The following is a 14,845-nucleotide window of genomic DNA, read 5'->3' as shown; positions in this document are numbered from 1 at the left end:
CCGCCGCCACGCCCAGGCGCAATGCCTGTCCAAATCTTCCAAATCTCAACTTCGCAAAACCGCTACGCATGCAGGGTGACCCTCTTGATTTCCGTGATGGTGGTGGCGCCCCGCTTGACCAGTTCCAGCGCCGCCAGGCGCAAGCTGCGCGTGCCGTTCGCATACGCGGCCGCCTTGATCTGGCGGATCGGTTTTTTATCGACGATCAGTTCGCGGATTTCATCGGTCAGCACGAGAATCTCGGCGATCGAGCGGCGTCCCTTGTAGCCCGTGCCGCGGCAGTCGCCGCAGCCCTTGCCCTGCTTGAATTCATAGCCTGCCACGTCGGCGCGCGCCAGGCCCACGCTGGCCAGCTCCGCGTCGTCGGGCGTGTACTCCGCCGCGCAATGGGGGCAGTTGGTGCGGATCAGGCGCTGTGCCCAGATGCCATTCAGGGCCGAGACGAAGGCATACGGATCGATGCCCATGTGGGTAAAGCGGCCAAACACGTCGAACACATTATTCGCATGCACGGTGGTGAGCACCAGATGGCCCGTGAGGGCCGACTGCACGGCGATTTCCGCCGTCTCGCGGTCGCGGATCTCGCCCACCATGATTTTATCGGGGTCGTGGCGCAGGATCGAGCGCAAGCCCTTGGCGAAAGTCAGCCCCTTCTTTTCATTCACGGGGATTTGCAGGATGCCGGGCAGCTGGTATTCGACGGGGTCCTCGATGGTGATGATCTTTTCGCGCCCGTTATGGATTTCCGTCAGCGCCGCATACAGGGTCGTCGTCTTGCCCGAGCCCGTGGGACCGGTGACGAGCAGCATGCCATAGGCTTCCTGGGCCAGCGCGCGCAGGGCTTCGAGCGAGGGCGCGTCAAAGCCCAGCGCTTCCAGGGTCAGCGCGCCGTAGGCCTCGATCATGGCGCGCTTGTCGAGGATGCGGATGACGGCGTCCTCGCCATGGATGCTGGGCATGATGGAGACGCGCAAATCGATTTCGCGCCCGCCCGCCTCGACGCGGAAGCTGCCATCCTGCGGCACGCGGCGCTCGGCGATATCGAGTTCGGCCAGCACTTTCAGGCGCGAGATGATGTGCTCGGCCACTTCGATGCCGTTGACGGACGTGGCGTGATCAAGCACGCCGTCGACGCGGTACTTGACGGCCAGGCCGCCGGCCGTGCTTTCCAGGTGGATGTCGGAAGCGCCCGCCTTCAGGGCGTCATATAAAGTCGAGTTGACCAGCTTGACGGCGGGGCTGGCCGCTTCCGACACGCTGGCGAAGGACAGCACGGCCGCCGTCTTGCCGTCGCGCCGCGCATCGTTCGCCGCGCCGGGCAGCAGGCTGTCGACGGCGCGCGCCGATTCTTCCTGCTTCGACAGGTAGGCGCCGATGTCAGCCTGCAGCGCCAGGCGCACGTCCAACACGCCCTGCCCCGCGCGCGCGCCGAGCCAGGTTTGCAGGTCGAGGTCGAACGGGTCGGCGATCACGCCCAGCAGCTGACCGTCGGCGGCGCGCAGCAGCACGCTGTGGCGCGCCAGTGCCTGCGACAGGGGCAGCACATCGAAGGCGGGAGACAAGGCCAGCATGTCGGCCGTTTCCAGCACGTCCAGGCCGAACGGGCGCGCCAGTGCGCGCACCACGGCACGCGCCTCGATGCCGCTCAGTTCCTGCAATTCCTCGACCAGGCTGCGCTTCGATTGCCGGCTCAGCATGCGCGCGCGCTGCAGCAGCGCAGGGTCGATGGCCGCGATGGCCGCGGTGGATTCAGCTGCGCTCTGCATCATGAAATATCGCCGGCAAGGTCAAAGATGGGCATGTACAGCAGGATCACGATGGCGCCCACGACGAGGCCGATGGCGGCCATCAGCAAGGGTTCGAAGGTGCGCGTAAAACGGTCGATCCAGCGGCTGATTTCGCCGTCGTAAAAGGCGGCCGACTGCGTCAGCATGGGCCCCATGTCGCCCGTGCGCTCGCCCACGCGCAGCATGCGCAGGGAAATCGGCGTCGTCAATTGATGCTGCTCGAAGGCGGACGACAGCGGCTGGCCCGCCTCGATGGCGCCGCGCGCGCCTTGCAAGGAGGCCTGCATGCCCGGCGAGACCATCGCTTGCACGGTGGCAATCGCCTGCACGATGGTAATGCCCCCTTCGGCCAGCATGCCCAGGGTCAGGTACAGGCGCGACAGTTCATAGATGCGCACGCGCTCGCCGATGCCGGGCAGTTTCGCCAGCAGGCGCGCCACGCCGCCATGGCGCAGCGCGCGCCGCACGGCAGTGAACACGCCGCTGCCCGTGATCAGCAGTCCGAGCAACAGCAGCACGCCATGCTGCGTGACGAACTGGCCCCAGCTGAGCATCACTTGCGACATCCACGGCAGATTGCGCCCGGCGCCCTGGTAGACCTCGGCGAAACGGGGCACCACATAGCTGATCAGAAAGGCGCTGACGCCGCCGCCCACGGCCAGCAAAATAGTCGGATAGATGGCGGCGCTGACGATCTTGCCACGCACCGTATCGATGCGCTGCTGGTAGTCGATGTAGCGCGACAGCGCGCGCGGCAAGTCGCTCGTGCCCTCGGCCGCCTTGACGATGCCGATATACAAGGGGGGAAACAGTTCGGCCTGCTCTGCCAGCACGGCGGAAAAGCGCTTGCCTTCGCGCAAGCCTTCCAGCAGACGCGTGAGCACGCTGCGCGTGGCCGGCGACGCTTCCTTTTCCAGCAAGGCTTCCAGCGCTTCGACGATGCCCAGGCCGGCTTGCAGCAGCGCCAGCAATTCCTGACTGAACAGCAGCAGGGGCAAGGCCCGCGCGCGCTGGCGCCCGGCCGCGCTGAACGGCGTGGCCCGCACGGGGCGGATGGCGCTGACGAACAGGCCGCGCGCCTCGGCCTGGCGGCGCGCGTCCGCCTCGTCGCGGCCGTCGATCACGCACGTATGCAAGGTAGCTACGGCCTGGTCCGTGGAAAGCGCGCGTACTTCAAACTGCATGATGGCTTGTCCGTAGGAAAAAGAATGGCGCTGGCGTTATTGCGAGCTGATGTCGGCGTTTTCGCCGCTGCCGCCGGGCTGGCCATCCTTGCCCATCGAGACGATGTCGTACTCGCCCTTGCTGCCGGGTGCGCGGTATTGATACGCATGGCCCCACGGGTCGAGCGGCACGGCTTTTTTCAGGTAGGGGCCATTCCAGCGCGTGCCGGCGGCGGGCGGCGCGGCCAGCAGCGCGGCCAGGCCCTCTTCCGTGGTCGGATAGCGTCCCACGTCGAGGCGGTAGGTGTCGAGCGATTTTTCAAACGCCTCGATCTGCGCCTTGGCCACCGTCACTTCGGATTTGCCCAGCTGGGCGAAATACTTGGGGCCGACATACGCGGCCAGCAAGCCGATGATCACGATGACCACCAGCAGTTCGAGCAAGGTAAAGCCGCGCGCATGGCGCGTTGCCGCAAGGTTCTGCCTGTGTGCTGCATGCATCCGGTAACTCCTTATTGCCTACCTTCAATACATTGCGTCGCTGTGCGCGGCGGATGACCACGCACGGGCGACACGCGCTTGCCTGATGCTTATCAGCCTACCATGCCGGTTATGGTTAATACAATCTTTTCTTTGCTCTGTGAACAACAAATTCCTGCGGAAACCATCCAGTGTGTACGAAAGGGCCAAGGCGCCGCGCACGCCTGACTGGCTAGTCAATTATTCAACTATTTTCAATGCGGAAACTATCTACTTTTGGTTGTCAAACCATAGTAAATGATGAATTTTATTCATTCATTATTTGTAACTTTCAAATTAAATTTGAAAGAATATCAAACAATGCAATTGCCTCTTTTGCTATAGTAAAAATCAATTTTCTACGCATGGGTCCGCATTGATCCTATCCGGCCGCGCAGGAGAGAGCATCCAAGACAGCATCCAAGACGCAAAACATATTGCATCCGACATAATCACCAAGGGAAAATTCATGACTCGTATTGTGCATTCGAAGGCAACTGCCGCAGCAAGTCCTTTCTCGGCCAAGCAGTGGACTGGTGCCGCCATCCTGGCCCTGTCCGCCGCCTGGGCTCCCGCCGCCGTTGCGGACGTGATCAACTTCGATAATCTCGACAGCCAGTTCGTCGGCCACGGCGACTCCCTGGAATTCAAAAATTTCCTGCTGACGGGCGCCTCGAATGTGCAGGGCGCCAATTATGGCGACCTGGTCGGCGCCGTGTTCGACGGCACGGACCCGGCCGCCTGCGGCATGGCGTGCCCGAGCAACAATACGAGCAATTACTATGCGGCCCTCAACGACGGCATCGTCTACCTGGACCCGCTGAAGACGGGCGGCAGCGTCAGCCTGCAAGGTTTCGATGCCAGCTTCATCGGCTATGCCCAGGGCGTCACCTATCCGGCCGTGGCCGGCCTGCTGCGCGTGCAAGGCTTCTATGCGGACGGCTCTTACATGTATGAAACGTACCAGCTGGGCGGCCCGCTCGGCGGCAACTTCCAGTTCCAGCGCTACAACACCAGCGCCAACTTCGGCAGCCAGCAGTTCGCGTCGCTGGCCTTCTTCGGTTTCACTTGCAACACGGCCGGCAGTTGCAACGCCTTCAACAGCAACAAGGGCCAGTTTGCGCTCGACAATATCGTCGCCTCGGTACCGGAGCCATCGACCTACGCGATGCTGCTGCTGGGCCTGGCAGGCATCGGTTTCGCGGCGCGCCGTCGCCAGCAAGCCTGATTTATCCCTTTCGATTCCCGCTACCGTCACCAGGAAACCCGACATGACATTCCGTCCCGCCTTGCGTCCCATTTCGCTCGCCGTGCTGAGCCTGTTTGCCAGCCTCAGCTTCCAGGCCCACGCCGACGACCTGCGCCGCCCCTACATCGTGCAACTGACCGACAAACCGATCGCCTCCTACACCGGCTCGGTGGAAGGCCTGAGCGCCACCCAGCCTGCCGCCGGCGGCCGCCTCGACCTGGCCAGCGCGCAAGTGCAGCTGTATGGCGACTACCTTGAGCAGAAACAGGCCCGGGTACAAGCCCTCGTCGCCGCCGCGCCCGTGCAATACCAGTACAAGATCGTCCTCAACGGTTTCTCCGCCCTGCTGACGGACGCCGAAGTGCGCCAGCTGCAAGCGAGCGGCGAGGTGGCCAGCATCGCTCCCGACGAGCCGCGCGCCCTGCAGACGAACTATACGCCCACCTTCCTGGGCCTGGACCAGCCGGGCGGCCTGTGGAGCCAGCTGGGCGGCAAGCAGCATGCGGGCGAAGACATCATCATCGGCATCGTCGATGGAGGCGTGTGGCCGGAAAACCTGTCGTATGCGGACAAGGTCGACGCCAACGGCGCACCGACCTTCGATCCGAACGCCACCCTGGCCTACGGCGCTCCGCCGGCCGCCTGGAAAGGCAGCTGCCAGACGGGCGAAGGCTTTACGCAAGACCATTGCAACAACAAGCTGCTCGGCGCGCAGTATTTCAACGCCGTGCGCCTGACCGAGACGGACAAAATCCAGCACTGGAGCGAATACACCTCGCCGCGCGATTCCATCGGCGACCCGAATGGCGAAGGCGGCCACGGCACGCATACCTCATCCACCGCGGGCGGCAATGCGGGCGTGCCCGTCACCGTCGGCGGTTCGCCGCTGGGCGCCATTTCCGGCGTGGCGCCGCGCGCCCGCCTGTCCGTCTACAAGGTGTGCTGGTCGTACAACCTGGCCACCCAGCCGACCGGCGCGAAAAACGGCTGCTACGGCGGCGACAGCGTGGCGGCGATCGAAAAAGCCGTGCAGGACGGCGTACACGTGATCAATTACTCGATCAGCGGCGGCGGCACCGTCAACGACCCGGTCGAGCAAGCGTTCCTGCACGCGTCGAACGCGGGCGTCTTCGTTGCCGCGTCCGCCGGCAATGCGGGGCCAGCCAATACCGTGGCCCACGTCAGCCCATGGATCACCACCGTGGCCGCTTCGACGCACAACCGCGCCAACCAGGCCAAAGTGACTCTTAGCAACGGCGCCAGCTACACGGGCGCCTCGCTCAACTACAACCCGCTGCCGGCCACCACCCTGATCCGCGCCCAGGATGCGGGCTTGCCCGGCGCCGATGCGCAAAAACTGGCCCTGTGCTACCGCGCCGGCGACAACGGCGGCGTGGCCCTGCTGGACCCGGCCAAGGTGGCCGGCAAGGTCGTCAGCTGCCTGCGCGGCACCACGGCGCGTACCGACAAGGGCGTCGCCGTGCTCGAAGCGGGCGGCGCCGGCATGGTGCTGGTCGACACGGGCATCGGTCTGGTATCCGACCCGCACGTGCTGCCGGCCGTGCACGTGAGCGCCGCCGATGGCGCGCTGATCAATGCCCAGGCGCAAACGGGCACGGCCACGGCCGCCATCTCGCGTTTCGTCACCAACGGCAACGGCCCCGCCGCCCCCGTGGTGGCCGACTTCTCGTCACGCGGCCCGAACCTGTACGACGCCAACCTGCTCAAGCCGGACGTCACGGCCCCTGGCGTGGACATCCTGGCCGGCGGCACGCCTGCCCTGTCGCGCGCCCAGCGCGACGCCGTGCAGGATGGCAGCCTGGTGCCGCCGCAAGCCTACATCTTCCTGCAAGGCACCTCGATGGCCAGCCCGCACGTGGCCGGCCTGGCCGCCCTGCTGCGCCAGCAGCACCCGGACTGGAGCCCGGCCGCCATCAAATCGGCCCTGATGACGACCGGCAGCACCACCCTGCCCGACGTTCAGGCGGGCGACGCGCGCGGCATCCTGCCTTGGGGCCAGGGCGCCGGCCACGTGACGCCGAACAAGGCGACCGATCCCGGCCTCGTGTATGACGCCAGCCTGGCCGACTACAAGAAATACATGTGCGGCGTCGGCATGACGGCCGAATGCGCGGGCGGTACCCTGGCCGGCTACAACCTGAACATGCCGTCCATCACCATCGGCAACGTGCTGGGCACGCAAACGGTGACGCGCCGCGTCACCAACGTGGGCAGCAGCAGCGCCACCTACACGGCCAGCGCCTCGGTCAGCGGCTACAGCGTGGCGGTTTCGCCTGCCACCCTGGCGCTCGCGCCCGGCGAAACCAAGTCCTTCACCGTGACCCTGACGCGCACCACGGCGCCGGACAATGCCTGGCAGTACGGCGCCCTCGTGTGGAGCGACGGCGTGCACACGGTGCGCAGCCCCGTCACGGCCCGCTCGGGCCGCGCGGTACAGTCGCCGGCATTGCTGCAGGCCGACAAGGTCAGCGGCCTGCGTTCGCTGACGCTGTCCACCGGCTTTGCCGGCAAGGTGGGCGCGGCGACGGGCGGCCTGAAGGAAGTGGCGCGCAGCGAGCAAACCATCAGCCAGGCCGCGCCGGGCAGCGTCGACACGCTGGAACAGATGGCTGCCGCGTGCAAGGCGGGCGGCAGCGGCGTGCGCGCGGTCAATGTCAGCATTCCCGCCAGCACCGTCGTGGCGCGCTTCGAAATTTTCGACCGCGACACCACGGAAGGCGCCGGCAATGACCTCGACCTGCTGCTGCTCAACAGTACCGGCGCGACCGTCGCCACCTCGGCCACGGCCGGTTCGAACGAGTCCATCACCTTGACCACCCCGGCGGCGGGCAGCTACAAGGTGTGCGTGATCGGCTACGAAGTGGCAAATGGCGTGTCGACCGGCTTCGGCCTGTCGTCGGCCGTCGTCACGACAGCCGACAAGGGCGGCAACCTGAAAGCCACCCTGCCCAGCAAGGTGTACGTGGGCGGCAGCGCCACAGCCGGCGTCAGCTGGTCGGGCCTGGAAACGGGCAAGCGCTACCTGGGCGGCGTGGTCTTCCTTGATGGCAACAACGCGGCCGCGTCCACCACCGTGCTGTCGGTGGAGACCAACAACCCGCTGCCGCTGGCCGTCCCCAGCCAGCGTAACGTGAGAGCGGATGCCAAGCTGTAACGGCATCGCTCCAGGCAATAACACGGCGCGCCCTGCGGGGCGCGTTTTTTTTGCGCGACGCGCGTACAATCGGCGCATGGGCGCCATGCGCCAAGGGAGCTTGCATGTCCGCATTTCGCCTCAGTATTGCCATCCTGGCCGGCCTGGCCACCATCTATGCGCTGCCTGTTGCGGCGCAGGCCGCCGCGGCGCGGCTATCGTATCTGGTGCAATTGCGCGCCCCGCCGCTGGCCTCGCAGGCGGACGGCATGCATGGGCTCGATACGAACAGCGACGCCGCGCGGCGCTACACGGCCCAGCTGGAAACGCAGCAGCGCGCCGTGCTGGCGCTAGTGCCGGACGCCCAGGTGCAATACCGCTACACGGTGGCTTTCAACGGCTTTGCCGCCATGCTGACGGCGGACGAAGTGGCGCGCCTGCAAGCGAGCCCGGAGGTGGCGCAGGTGTCGCCCGGCAGCATCGAACACACGCAGGATGGCGGCGGCAATGGCAAGAATACAATACAGGATCAGCGCTAATGGCTGAGCAGGCGCAGCGCGATGCCGCGCGAGACGGCTTGCGTGCGGTTGCTCACGCCCAATAATTTATAGATGCGCTGCAAATGGCTTTTCACGGTGGTGCCGCTGATGCCGAGGATTTGCCCCACCTCGTCATTGCTCTTCCCCTCGCGCACCCAGTGCAGCACTTCCAGTTCGCGCGCACTGGCCGCGCGCGTGGCGCCCGGCCCGGCCGGGGGCGCCCGCCGGCTGGCCGGCAGCGCCAGCCAGTGCAGGTGCAGGTAGGGCAGCAGCAATTCCAGCGCATACGCCTGGCGTGCCGCGTCCACGGTTCCCATGGCGAACAGGGCAAAAAAGCTACCGCCCCCCTCGCCCGCGCTGCCGTGCACCAGCACACCGTCGATGACGCCCGCCCTTTGTCCGCCCGCGCGCCAGGCCAGCGCCAGGCGCGCCAGCTGGACCTGGCGCTCGCGCAGCTGCGCGTGATCAGGCACGATGCTGTGCCAGGCTTCGCTGCGCAGCACGGCCCCGTCGGCGCCCAGCTGCGCGCAGATTAATAGGTCGTGCGGCAACAGCGTTTGCAACGGCCCTTGGCTCCACAGAAAGAAATCGCCGGACTCGGCGATGCCATGCGCGCCGAGTATGGCGTGCAGCAGGTATTCCTGCTCCCGCCCCGTCAGCAGCATCATGCGCGCACGGCGGCGTTGGCGGCATCGGCGGCCAGGTAACGGTAGCCGCTGCCGCGCACGGTTTCGATGCGGTGGCCGCAGCCGCCCGGCAGCAAAGCCTGGCGCAAGCGCCCCACGTGGGCATCGACCGTGCGTTCGTCAAGATACGCCGCATGGCCCCACACCTGGTCCAGCAGGTGCGCGCGGCTATGCACGCGTCCGGGATGATCCATGAGGAAATGCAGCAATTTGAATTCCACGCGGCCCAGGCTGACGGGCACGCTGCCGGCCGTCACGCGCAGGGTATGCGGGTCAAGCCGCAAGACGGTGGCGCCGGCCGTGTTTACGCCTGGGCGCAAGGCCGATGGGGTGCGCCGGCGCAGCAGCGCGTGCACGCGGGCCAGCATTTCACGGGGACCGAAAGGCTTGCACAGATAGTCGTCGGCACCGCTTTCCAGCGCCAGCACCTTGTCCTGTTCGCTGTCGCGCGCGCTCACCATGATGATGGGCAGGTCGCACAGCTGGCCATCCTGGCGCACCTGGCGCAGCAGCGCGATGCCGGACGCATCCGGCAGCTCCCATTCCAGCAGCAGCACGTCGGGCGCATCCACGGCCATCAGCGCCTGCGCGCCGCGCGCGTCCGGGGCGCAGCTGACCCGGTAGCCGGCACCTTCAAGGTTATGCAGCAACAAGGCTTGCATGGCGGGCGCGGGATCGAGCAGCAAAATATGACGGCGCATGATGCATCCTTCCGAAAAAGTTGGCGGCCCTCCATGAAAAACTAGACGGCCCGACAAGTTTTTGACTATGCATCAAGCGTAAAACGCTGACCAATACAATTTAGTTTCCTGATTTATAGCTATTGCGACTAAATAGGCGAAGCACAGCGGCCCGCAGGCGCGCTGTGTTCCGACTGGAAAAACTAGGCGCGCGTGACAGGCTGGCGGCGGCGCAAGGCAAAACCGATCAGTGCCAGGCCGCCCGTCAGCATCATCCACTCCGACGCTTCCGGCACGGCCGAGATCGACGCGATGCTCGCATACGTGCTGCCGGCGATGCTCGCCGGAATGCCCCCATTGAGCGGCGTCAATTCGAATTGCACGAGGTTGCCGTTCGCATTGCCCAGGTAGGACGTGCCGGTGTAGTCGAGCAAGCCCACGCCAAACGTCGTGCCCGCGTTGCCGGCCGTGTTCAGGAAGTCGCCGCCGAAAACGACGTTGAAACCGAATTTGCCGCCCAGGGTCACGTTGTGAAACCAGTCGTTGTAGGCGCCACTATTGCCGAAGGTCAAGGTGCCGGGCAAGCTGCCGCTGACGTTGCCTTCCTGCGATGCCAGCGCGCCGAACGCGCCCGAGAAATTGCTGAGGGTGGCTGTCGCGCCCGGCGCCGGGCTGTTGCCGGCGATAAAGGCGAAGTCGAGGAAACCGGCGCCCGAGAACTGGCTCGTGTCGATTTCCACGCGGTAGGCTAGCGGGTCCGCCAGCGCCAGGCTGCTGCTGCCAGCGAGCAAGGCGGCCAGCACGGCACGGCGCAGGGTAAGATTGAATTTCGTTGTCAACATGGTCAAGTCCTTAGAAGTTGCCGGCAAAAATGCTGGCCGAGTAATTGATCGTCACTTTCGACGGATTGGTGAAACTGACGGCGAACGAGGCCGTCGCACCGGGCGCCAGGCTGGCCGCGTTGACGGTGACATAGGCGGCGCCCGCATGGCTGCCCGTGGCATTGGCCAGGGTCACGCCGGCCGGCAAGCCGCCGAACACCACCTGGAACGGGCCGCTGATGGCCGCCGTGCCCGTGTTGGTGAACGAGAACGTGCCCGCGTACTTTTGCGTCGCGCGGTTGAACGTCAGTCCCGAGCTGGCTTGCGCCACGCCGGCCGTGATGTCGCGGTAGGCGGGCTGCAAGTCCAGGCTGATGACGACGGGGTCGTGGTCCGAGGCGCGGTAGGGCAAGGCGTTGTACAGGTCTTGCGGCTTGGCCGAGTCGATGTTGTAGTCGATCACTTCCGGCTCGTCCGCATTCACATGCCATTCGGCCACGCCCGCCACTTGCGGACTCAGCGAGGCACTGGCCAGGGCATGGTCGAGGTAGCCGCTCTGGCCGCCGAATACGTATGAGTACGGCATGCCGGACGGCCGCACGAAACGCTCGAGTTCATTGACGAATCCGGCGCCCGTGATGACCTGGATCGGGTCTTCCGCGCCATACGAATTCAAGTCGCCGATGACCAGCACGTCCGCGTCGCCGGCGGCGGCCGCCACCTGCGGCACGAAGCTGCCCACCAGGCGCTGGGCCTGCTGCACGCGGGTGGCGTTCCAGCAGCTCTGGCTATCGTTCTGGTCCGCGTCCAGCCCGCTCGACGGGCAGCTGCCCTTCGATTTCAGGTGGTTGACGACCAGCGAGAATTTCTCGCCGTTGGCGGCCTTGAACGTTTGCGCCATCGGCGGACGGTTGTTGATGGCGTTGGCGTCCGACAGGGCGCCGCCCACCAGGCCCAGCTTGGCAGGCTTGTAGATCATGGCCACGCGGATGGCGTCCGTACCCGTGGCGGCCGGCTTCGGCACCACGGCGTAGGTGACGCCGCCGATGGCAGCGTTCAGCTGCTCGACCAGGTAAGTGACGGCCGTTTCGCCATTGTTCTGGATTTCCATCAAGCCCACCACGTCCGCATCGATGGCTTTCAGTTCGGCCACGATCTTGTCGCGCTGGCGCACGAACTCGGCCAGGTTGTCGGCGCCGCGGCAGTTCGACTTGGTGGTCGACGAACCCACGGTGCAGCCCTGCCCCGTCAGGCCAAACACGTTATTGCCATTCGTAAAGGTCGTAAAGAAATTGAGCACGTTGGCGCTGGCCACCTTGACGTTGCCGGATGGCAGTTCCGGGCTGCCCGCGCGCGGGTTGTCGCGCGAAAATTGCGGCGTCTGCGTCGGCTGCAATTTGTAGGCGGCGCCGCCACCGCCGATGGCGCCGAAATCCACCACGCCCGTCAGGTCGGCCACCGTGTCGCCGCTGCGCACGGTGTTGTCCGGGCCGATATACGGTATCGTCGGCGGCGCCACGAAAATGCCATCATCGAGCACGATCAGGTTGTTCGCATTGGCGGCGATCAAGGCTTGCGCTTCGTTCGATCCAGCCGGATAGCGGTTGGTCGGCACTTCGCGCCGTCCCGCCGACAGGGTCAATTCGCCGCGCGCGCCCAGGTAGGCGTTTTGCGACACGGTCAACGGCTGCGTGAAACGCACCAGCATGCCTTCCACGGCAGCCAGGTTGTCGTTCGGCAAGGTCACATTCGCCGGCACGATGCCGTGGCCGGCGCTTTGCGTGAGGATGGCCGTCACGTCCTTCAATTCCGTGTAGGAATTTTTCGCGCCCGACGGCGTGTATTCGAACACCGTGCCCGTCACGCGCACCAGTTCGCCCGGCTGCACGGTGGTGACGGCCGCGCCCGTGTACACGAAGATGCCGTCCGACGTAGACGGGTCGCCATCGCCGGCCGCGTCCTGCATGAAGAAACCCGTGCCCACCTTCAGGGTGACGACGCCCTCGGTCGTCTGCACGGAATTGGCGTAGGGGCTGCTTGCACCGCTGCCCTGGATTTGCGGGATCGTATGGCTGACGGCGGCCAGGCCTTGCACGGCGACGTCGATCTTGCAGCTGGCGCTTTGCTGCTGGTCGTTGCCGAACTGGACGATGACAGGATAATTGCCCACCGGCACGCCAGCGGCCACCAGCAGGTTCACGCTGGCGCTCTCGCCCGCCACGCCGGCCGCGCTGAAGTTGGCCAGGCTGATGCCGGCCACGGCCGGCGAGCTCAAGATAGCAGCATTCACCACGCCATCCACGTCGGACGCGCGCAGCACGGCGCTGCCGCCATTGCCCAGCGCCAGCGCCAGGCTGGCCGGGCAGCTGGTGATGATCTGGTGCACGACGGGGCCGCCGCAGACGTGGCGCTCGAAAGCCGTGTTGCGCGGCGTCACGCTGCCGGCGGTAAAGTCCACGCTGTTGTCGTCCGTGTCGCCGCAGCCGCCATTCGCGCGCGCAATCGACAGGGTATTCGATGGCGCGGGCGCGACGGCGCCCTCAAAACCGTTGGCCGTGCCGAAACCGACCAGGTCGACGACGGCGGCGCCCGTGGGGCTGGTGCCCGTCTGGGCCGTCTTGTTATTACTCAGCAACACCTTGCCGGCCGTGCCGGACATGGCCAGGCTGCCCGAGGCATCCGGCGCGGGCAAGTCCTGCGTGCCGCCCGTCCCCTTGGCTTGCTGGACCAGCAAATACTGGCCCGGTTGCAAATCGATAGCCGGCAAGGCCGTCACGGCCCAGCTCGAACCGGCGGCGGACGCGTATTGCACGCTCCAGTTACTCAGGTTCACGGGGCTGGCGCCGCGGTTGAACAGTTCGATAAAATCGTTGCGATACAGCGCGCCGTTGTTGCCGCCACCGCCATACACCTGGCTGATGACAATATCGGAAGCCGCCAGGGCCGGCACGGACAGGCTGGCCAGCAGGGTAGCCATGACGGTCAGGCGCAGCGGCGTGCGCAAGGGGGAAAACGAGGTGTGCATGAGGATCCCGGTCGGTAAATAAGTGACGCCGGTCCCGCATGATGGGCCGGCGCGCCACAATTAACAAAAGTATTTCAGACTTGTTATTTGCATATTAAAGGCCGGGGATGACGACTTGATGACATTTGATTAAGCCGAATGGAGTAAATCCTCGTCCGTCAGCTATTTCCGATGCCTGCTGAAACGTATTTTATGAACAACATATGGCACCGTGTGGCAAGTCAAAAAGACGCCGCCAGGAAAAATGTGATATATTTCAGGCAAATAAATTTTGTTCCTGACAACAACAACCAGCTTCGCAACAATGAGAGCAGGCCCCAGCCTCGCTTGCCTCTTGGGATGCACATCCGGCCATGCACACAAAGGTCGCATTACCGGTAGCAATATTAATCGCATCACGAACGGACAGCGCACGGCGCGACGCTCGCATGCATTCTGAAGAGATAGACCATGTTAAAACCACGCAAGCAATACTCCGTTTTCTGCGCCGCCATGGCGGCAGCCCTGTTCATGACGGCCGGATTGGCGCAGGCACAGACAGTTGCGGCACAGGCCAATGCGGACAGCAAGCGCTGCGAAGCGGGCAATGCGGATGGCGGCGGCAAGGGCGCCGAATTCAACCCCGACAGTTCAAGCAGCGCCTGCAGCCTGGCGAATGGTTTCGTCAACTTTGGCGCGCGCAGCAATGACGGCGTTGGCTCGACGCCCGAATTTGGTACCGGCGAGTCAGACCAGGTATTGCGCACGCCTGCATTTTCCGGCAATGGCCATCGTCTGGCCAACGCTCTGGGACAGCCTGCCGATGCAGGATACGGCGCCAATGCCAGCCTGCTGGCCAGCACCGGCCAGCACCATTTCGGCAGCCGCGATTTCGTGTATGCGCAGGAAGAACCAGCCATCGAGGGCCGTGGCTATCAAGCTGGCCGCAGCCTGCGTGCCGGCGACGTGTATGAACCGCTGCTGGTCTCGTCTGGCGGCGGCATCGCGCCGCCGGCCGGTGGCGGCGGTGTCGGCGGCGGAGGCGCCAGCGGCGGTTTCGACCGCAGCGGCGGCGGCGCGATCGGCACGGGCGGCAGTGGCGTCGTAGTGCCGCCGATTCCTCCCGTACCGGAACCGGAAACCTATGTGATGTTGCTGGCAGGCCTGGGACTGCTGAGCTGGATCGGCCGCCGCCGCAACGGCAAGGCATAAAAAAAATGGCTCATACGAGCCATTTTTTTTG

At 65.2% G+C, this 14,845-nt stretch carries 11 protein-coding genes; 4 read left to right on the top strand and 7 right to left on the bottom strand.

The features are described 5' to 3' along the window. Window positions 1–62: 62 nt before the first annotated feature. From JAB4_RS09135 to gspG, 3 genes are read right to left on the bottom strand one after another with little or no spacing between them, the layout of a single operon-like run. Entirely contained in the window at window positions 63–1,769 is a 1,707-nt protein-coding gene (locus JAB4_RS09135; protein ID WP_083287185.1) for a GspE/PulE family protein, read from the bottom strand. Continuing rightward, window positions 1,766–2,971 carry a type II secretion system F family protein gene (locus JAB4_RS09130; protein ID WP_070224740.1) on the bottom strand — a complete coding sequence of 402 codons (1,206 nt, stop codon included), beginning with the start codon at window positions 2,969–2,971 and terminating at the stop codon, window positions 1,766–1,768. Before JAB4_RS09130 ends, JAB4_RS09135 begins: the two co-directional genes overlap by 4 nt. A gap of 36 nt (window positions 2,972–3,007) precedes the next feature. Beyond that, on the bottom strand, window positions 3,008–3,451 hold the full coding sequence (gene gspG / locus JAB4_RS09125; protein ID WP_034782166.1) for a type II secretion system major pseudopilin GspG: 444 nt from the start codon (window positions 3,449–3,451) through the stop codon (window positions 3,008–3,010). Between the two features lie 487 nt (window positions 3,452–3,938). Between gspG and JAB4_RS09120 the strand changes: the two genes are divergently transcribed. The 3 genes from JAB4_RS09120 to JAB4_RS09110 all read left to right on the top strand — a co-directional run bounded on the left by JAB4_RS09120 (window position 3,939) and on the right by JAB4_RS09110 (window position 8,411). Next, on the top strand, window positions 3,939–4,697 hold the full coding sequence (locus tag JAB4_RS09120) for an NF038120 family PEP-CTERM protein (protein WP_070224741.1): 759 nt from the start codon (window positions 3,939–3,941) through the stop codon (window positions 4,695–4,697). Between the two features lie 43 nt (window positions 4,698–4,740). Beyond that, window positions 4,741–7,893: a S8 family peptidase gene (locus JAB4_RS09115; RefSeq protein WP_070224742.1), complete on the top strand. Its 3,153-nt coding sequence runs from the start codon at window positions 4,741–4,743 to the stop codon at window positions 7,891–7,893. A 104-nt stretch (window positions 7,894–7,997) separates the two neighbouring features. Next, on the top strand, window positions 7,998–8,411 hold the full coding sequence (locus tag JAB4_RS09110) for a protease inhibitor I9 family protein (RefSeq protein ID WP_070224743.1): 414 nt from the start codon (window positions 7,998–8,000) through the stop codon (window positions 8,409–8,411). Here JAB4_RS09110 and JAB4_RS09105 read toward each other — a convergent pair. The 4 genes from JAB4_RS09105 to JAB4_RS09090 form a co-directional block, all read right to left on the bottom strand. Then, window positions 8,408–9,079, bottom strand: coding sequence for a LuxR C-terminal-related transcriptional regulator (locus JAB4_RS09105; RefSeq protein WP_070289622.1), 672 nt, complete (start codon window positions 9,077–9,079; stop codon window positions 8,408–8,410). The two genes, JAB4_RS09110 and JAB4_RS09105, sit on opposite strands and share 4 nt — an antisense overlap. Then, window positions 9,076–9,798, bottom strand: coding sequence for a winged helix-turn-helix domain-containing protein (locus tag JAB4_RS09100; protein ID WP_070223468.1), 723 nt, complete (start codon window positions 9,796–9,798; stop codon window positions 9,076–9,078). Before JAB4_RS09100 ends, JAB4_RS09105 begins: the two co-directional genes overlap by 4 nt. A gap of 182 nt (window positions 9,799–9,980) precedes the next feature. Continuing rightward, entirely contained in the window at window positions 9,981–10,619 is a 639-nt protein-coding gene (locus tag JAB4_RS09095) for an NF038129 family PEP-CTERM protein (RefSeq protein ID WP_070223466.1), read from the bottom strand. A gap of 10 nt (window positions 10,620–10,629) precedes the next feature. Beyond that, window positions 10,630–13,623, bottom strand: a complete 2,994-nt coding sequence (locus tag JAB4_RS09090; RefSeq protein ID WP_070223464.1) for an ExeM/NucH family extracellular endonuclease — start codon at window positions 13,621–13,623, stop codon at window positions 10,630–10,632. A 450-nt stretch (window positions 13,624–14,073) separates the two neighbouring features. On the opposite strand from JAB4_RS09090, the gene JAB4_RS09085 reads away from it, so the two are divergent. Continuing rightward, window positions 14,074–14,814: a PEP-CTERM sorting domain-containing protein gene (locus JAB4_RS09085; RefSeq protein ID WP_070289618.1), complete on the top strand. Its 741-nt coding sequence runs from the start codon at window positions 14,074–14,076 to the stop codon at window positions 14,812–14,814. Window positions 14,815–14,845 lie beyond the last annotated feature (31 nt).

The organism is Janthinobacterium sp. HH102 (assembly GCF_001758625.2).
Lineage (GTDB): Bacteria > Pseudomonadota > Gammaproteobacteria > Burkholderiales > Burkholderiaceae_D > Janthinobacterium.
This window is presented reverse-complemented; position numbering and strand designations above follow the sequence as displayed.

Excerpts from the sequence above, each read along its gene's own strand:
- JAB4_RS09135 (WP_083287185.1), bottom strand. The coding sequence starts at position 1,769 with ATGATGCAGAGCGCAGCTGAATCCACCGCGGCCATCGCGGCCATCGAC.
- JAB4_RS09130 (WP_070224740.1), bottom strand. The coding sequence starts at position 2,971 with ATGCAGTTTGAAGTACGCGCGCTTTCCACGGACCAGGCCGTAGCTACC.
- gspG (WP_034782166.1), bottom strand. The coding sequence starts at position 3,451 with ATGCATGCAGCACACAGGCAGAACCTTGCGGCAACGCGCCATGCGCGC.
- JAB4_RS09120 (WP_070224741.1), top strand. The coding sequence starts at position 3,939 with ATGACTCGTATTGTGCATTCGAAGGCAACTGCCGCAGCAAGTCCTTTC.
- JAB4_RS09115 (WP_070224742.1), top strand. The coding sequence starts at position 4,741 with ATGACATTCCGTCCCGCCTTGCGTCCCATTTCGCTCGCCGTGCTGAGC.
- JAB4_RS09110 (WP_070224743.1), top strand. The coding sequence starts at position 7,998 with ATGTCCGCATTTCGCCTCAGTATTGCCATCCTGGCCGGCCTGGCCACC.
- JAB4_RS09105 (WP_070289622.1), bottom strand. The coding sequence starts at position 9,079 with ATGATGCTGCTGACGGGGCGGGAGCAGGAATACCTGCTGCACGCCATA.
- JAB4_RS09100 (WP_070223468.1), bottom strand. The coding sequence starts at position 9,798 with ATGCGCCGTCATATTTTGCTGCTCGATCCCGCGCCCGCCATGCAAGCC.
- JAB4_RS09095 (WP_070223466.1), bottom strand. The coding sequence starts at position 10,619 with ATGTTGACAACGAAATTCAATCTTACCCTGCGCCGTGCCGTGCTGGCC.
- JAB4_RS09090 (WP_070223464.1), bottom strand. The coding sequence starts at position 13,623 with ATGCACACCTCGTTTTCCCCCTTGCGCACGCCGCTGCGCCTGACCGTC.
- JAB4_RS09085 (WP_070289618.1), top strand. The coding sequence starts at position 14,074 with ATGTTAAAACCACGCAAGCAATACTCCGTTTTCTGCGCCGCCATGGCG.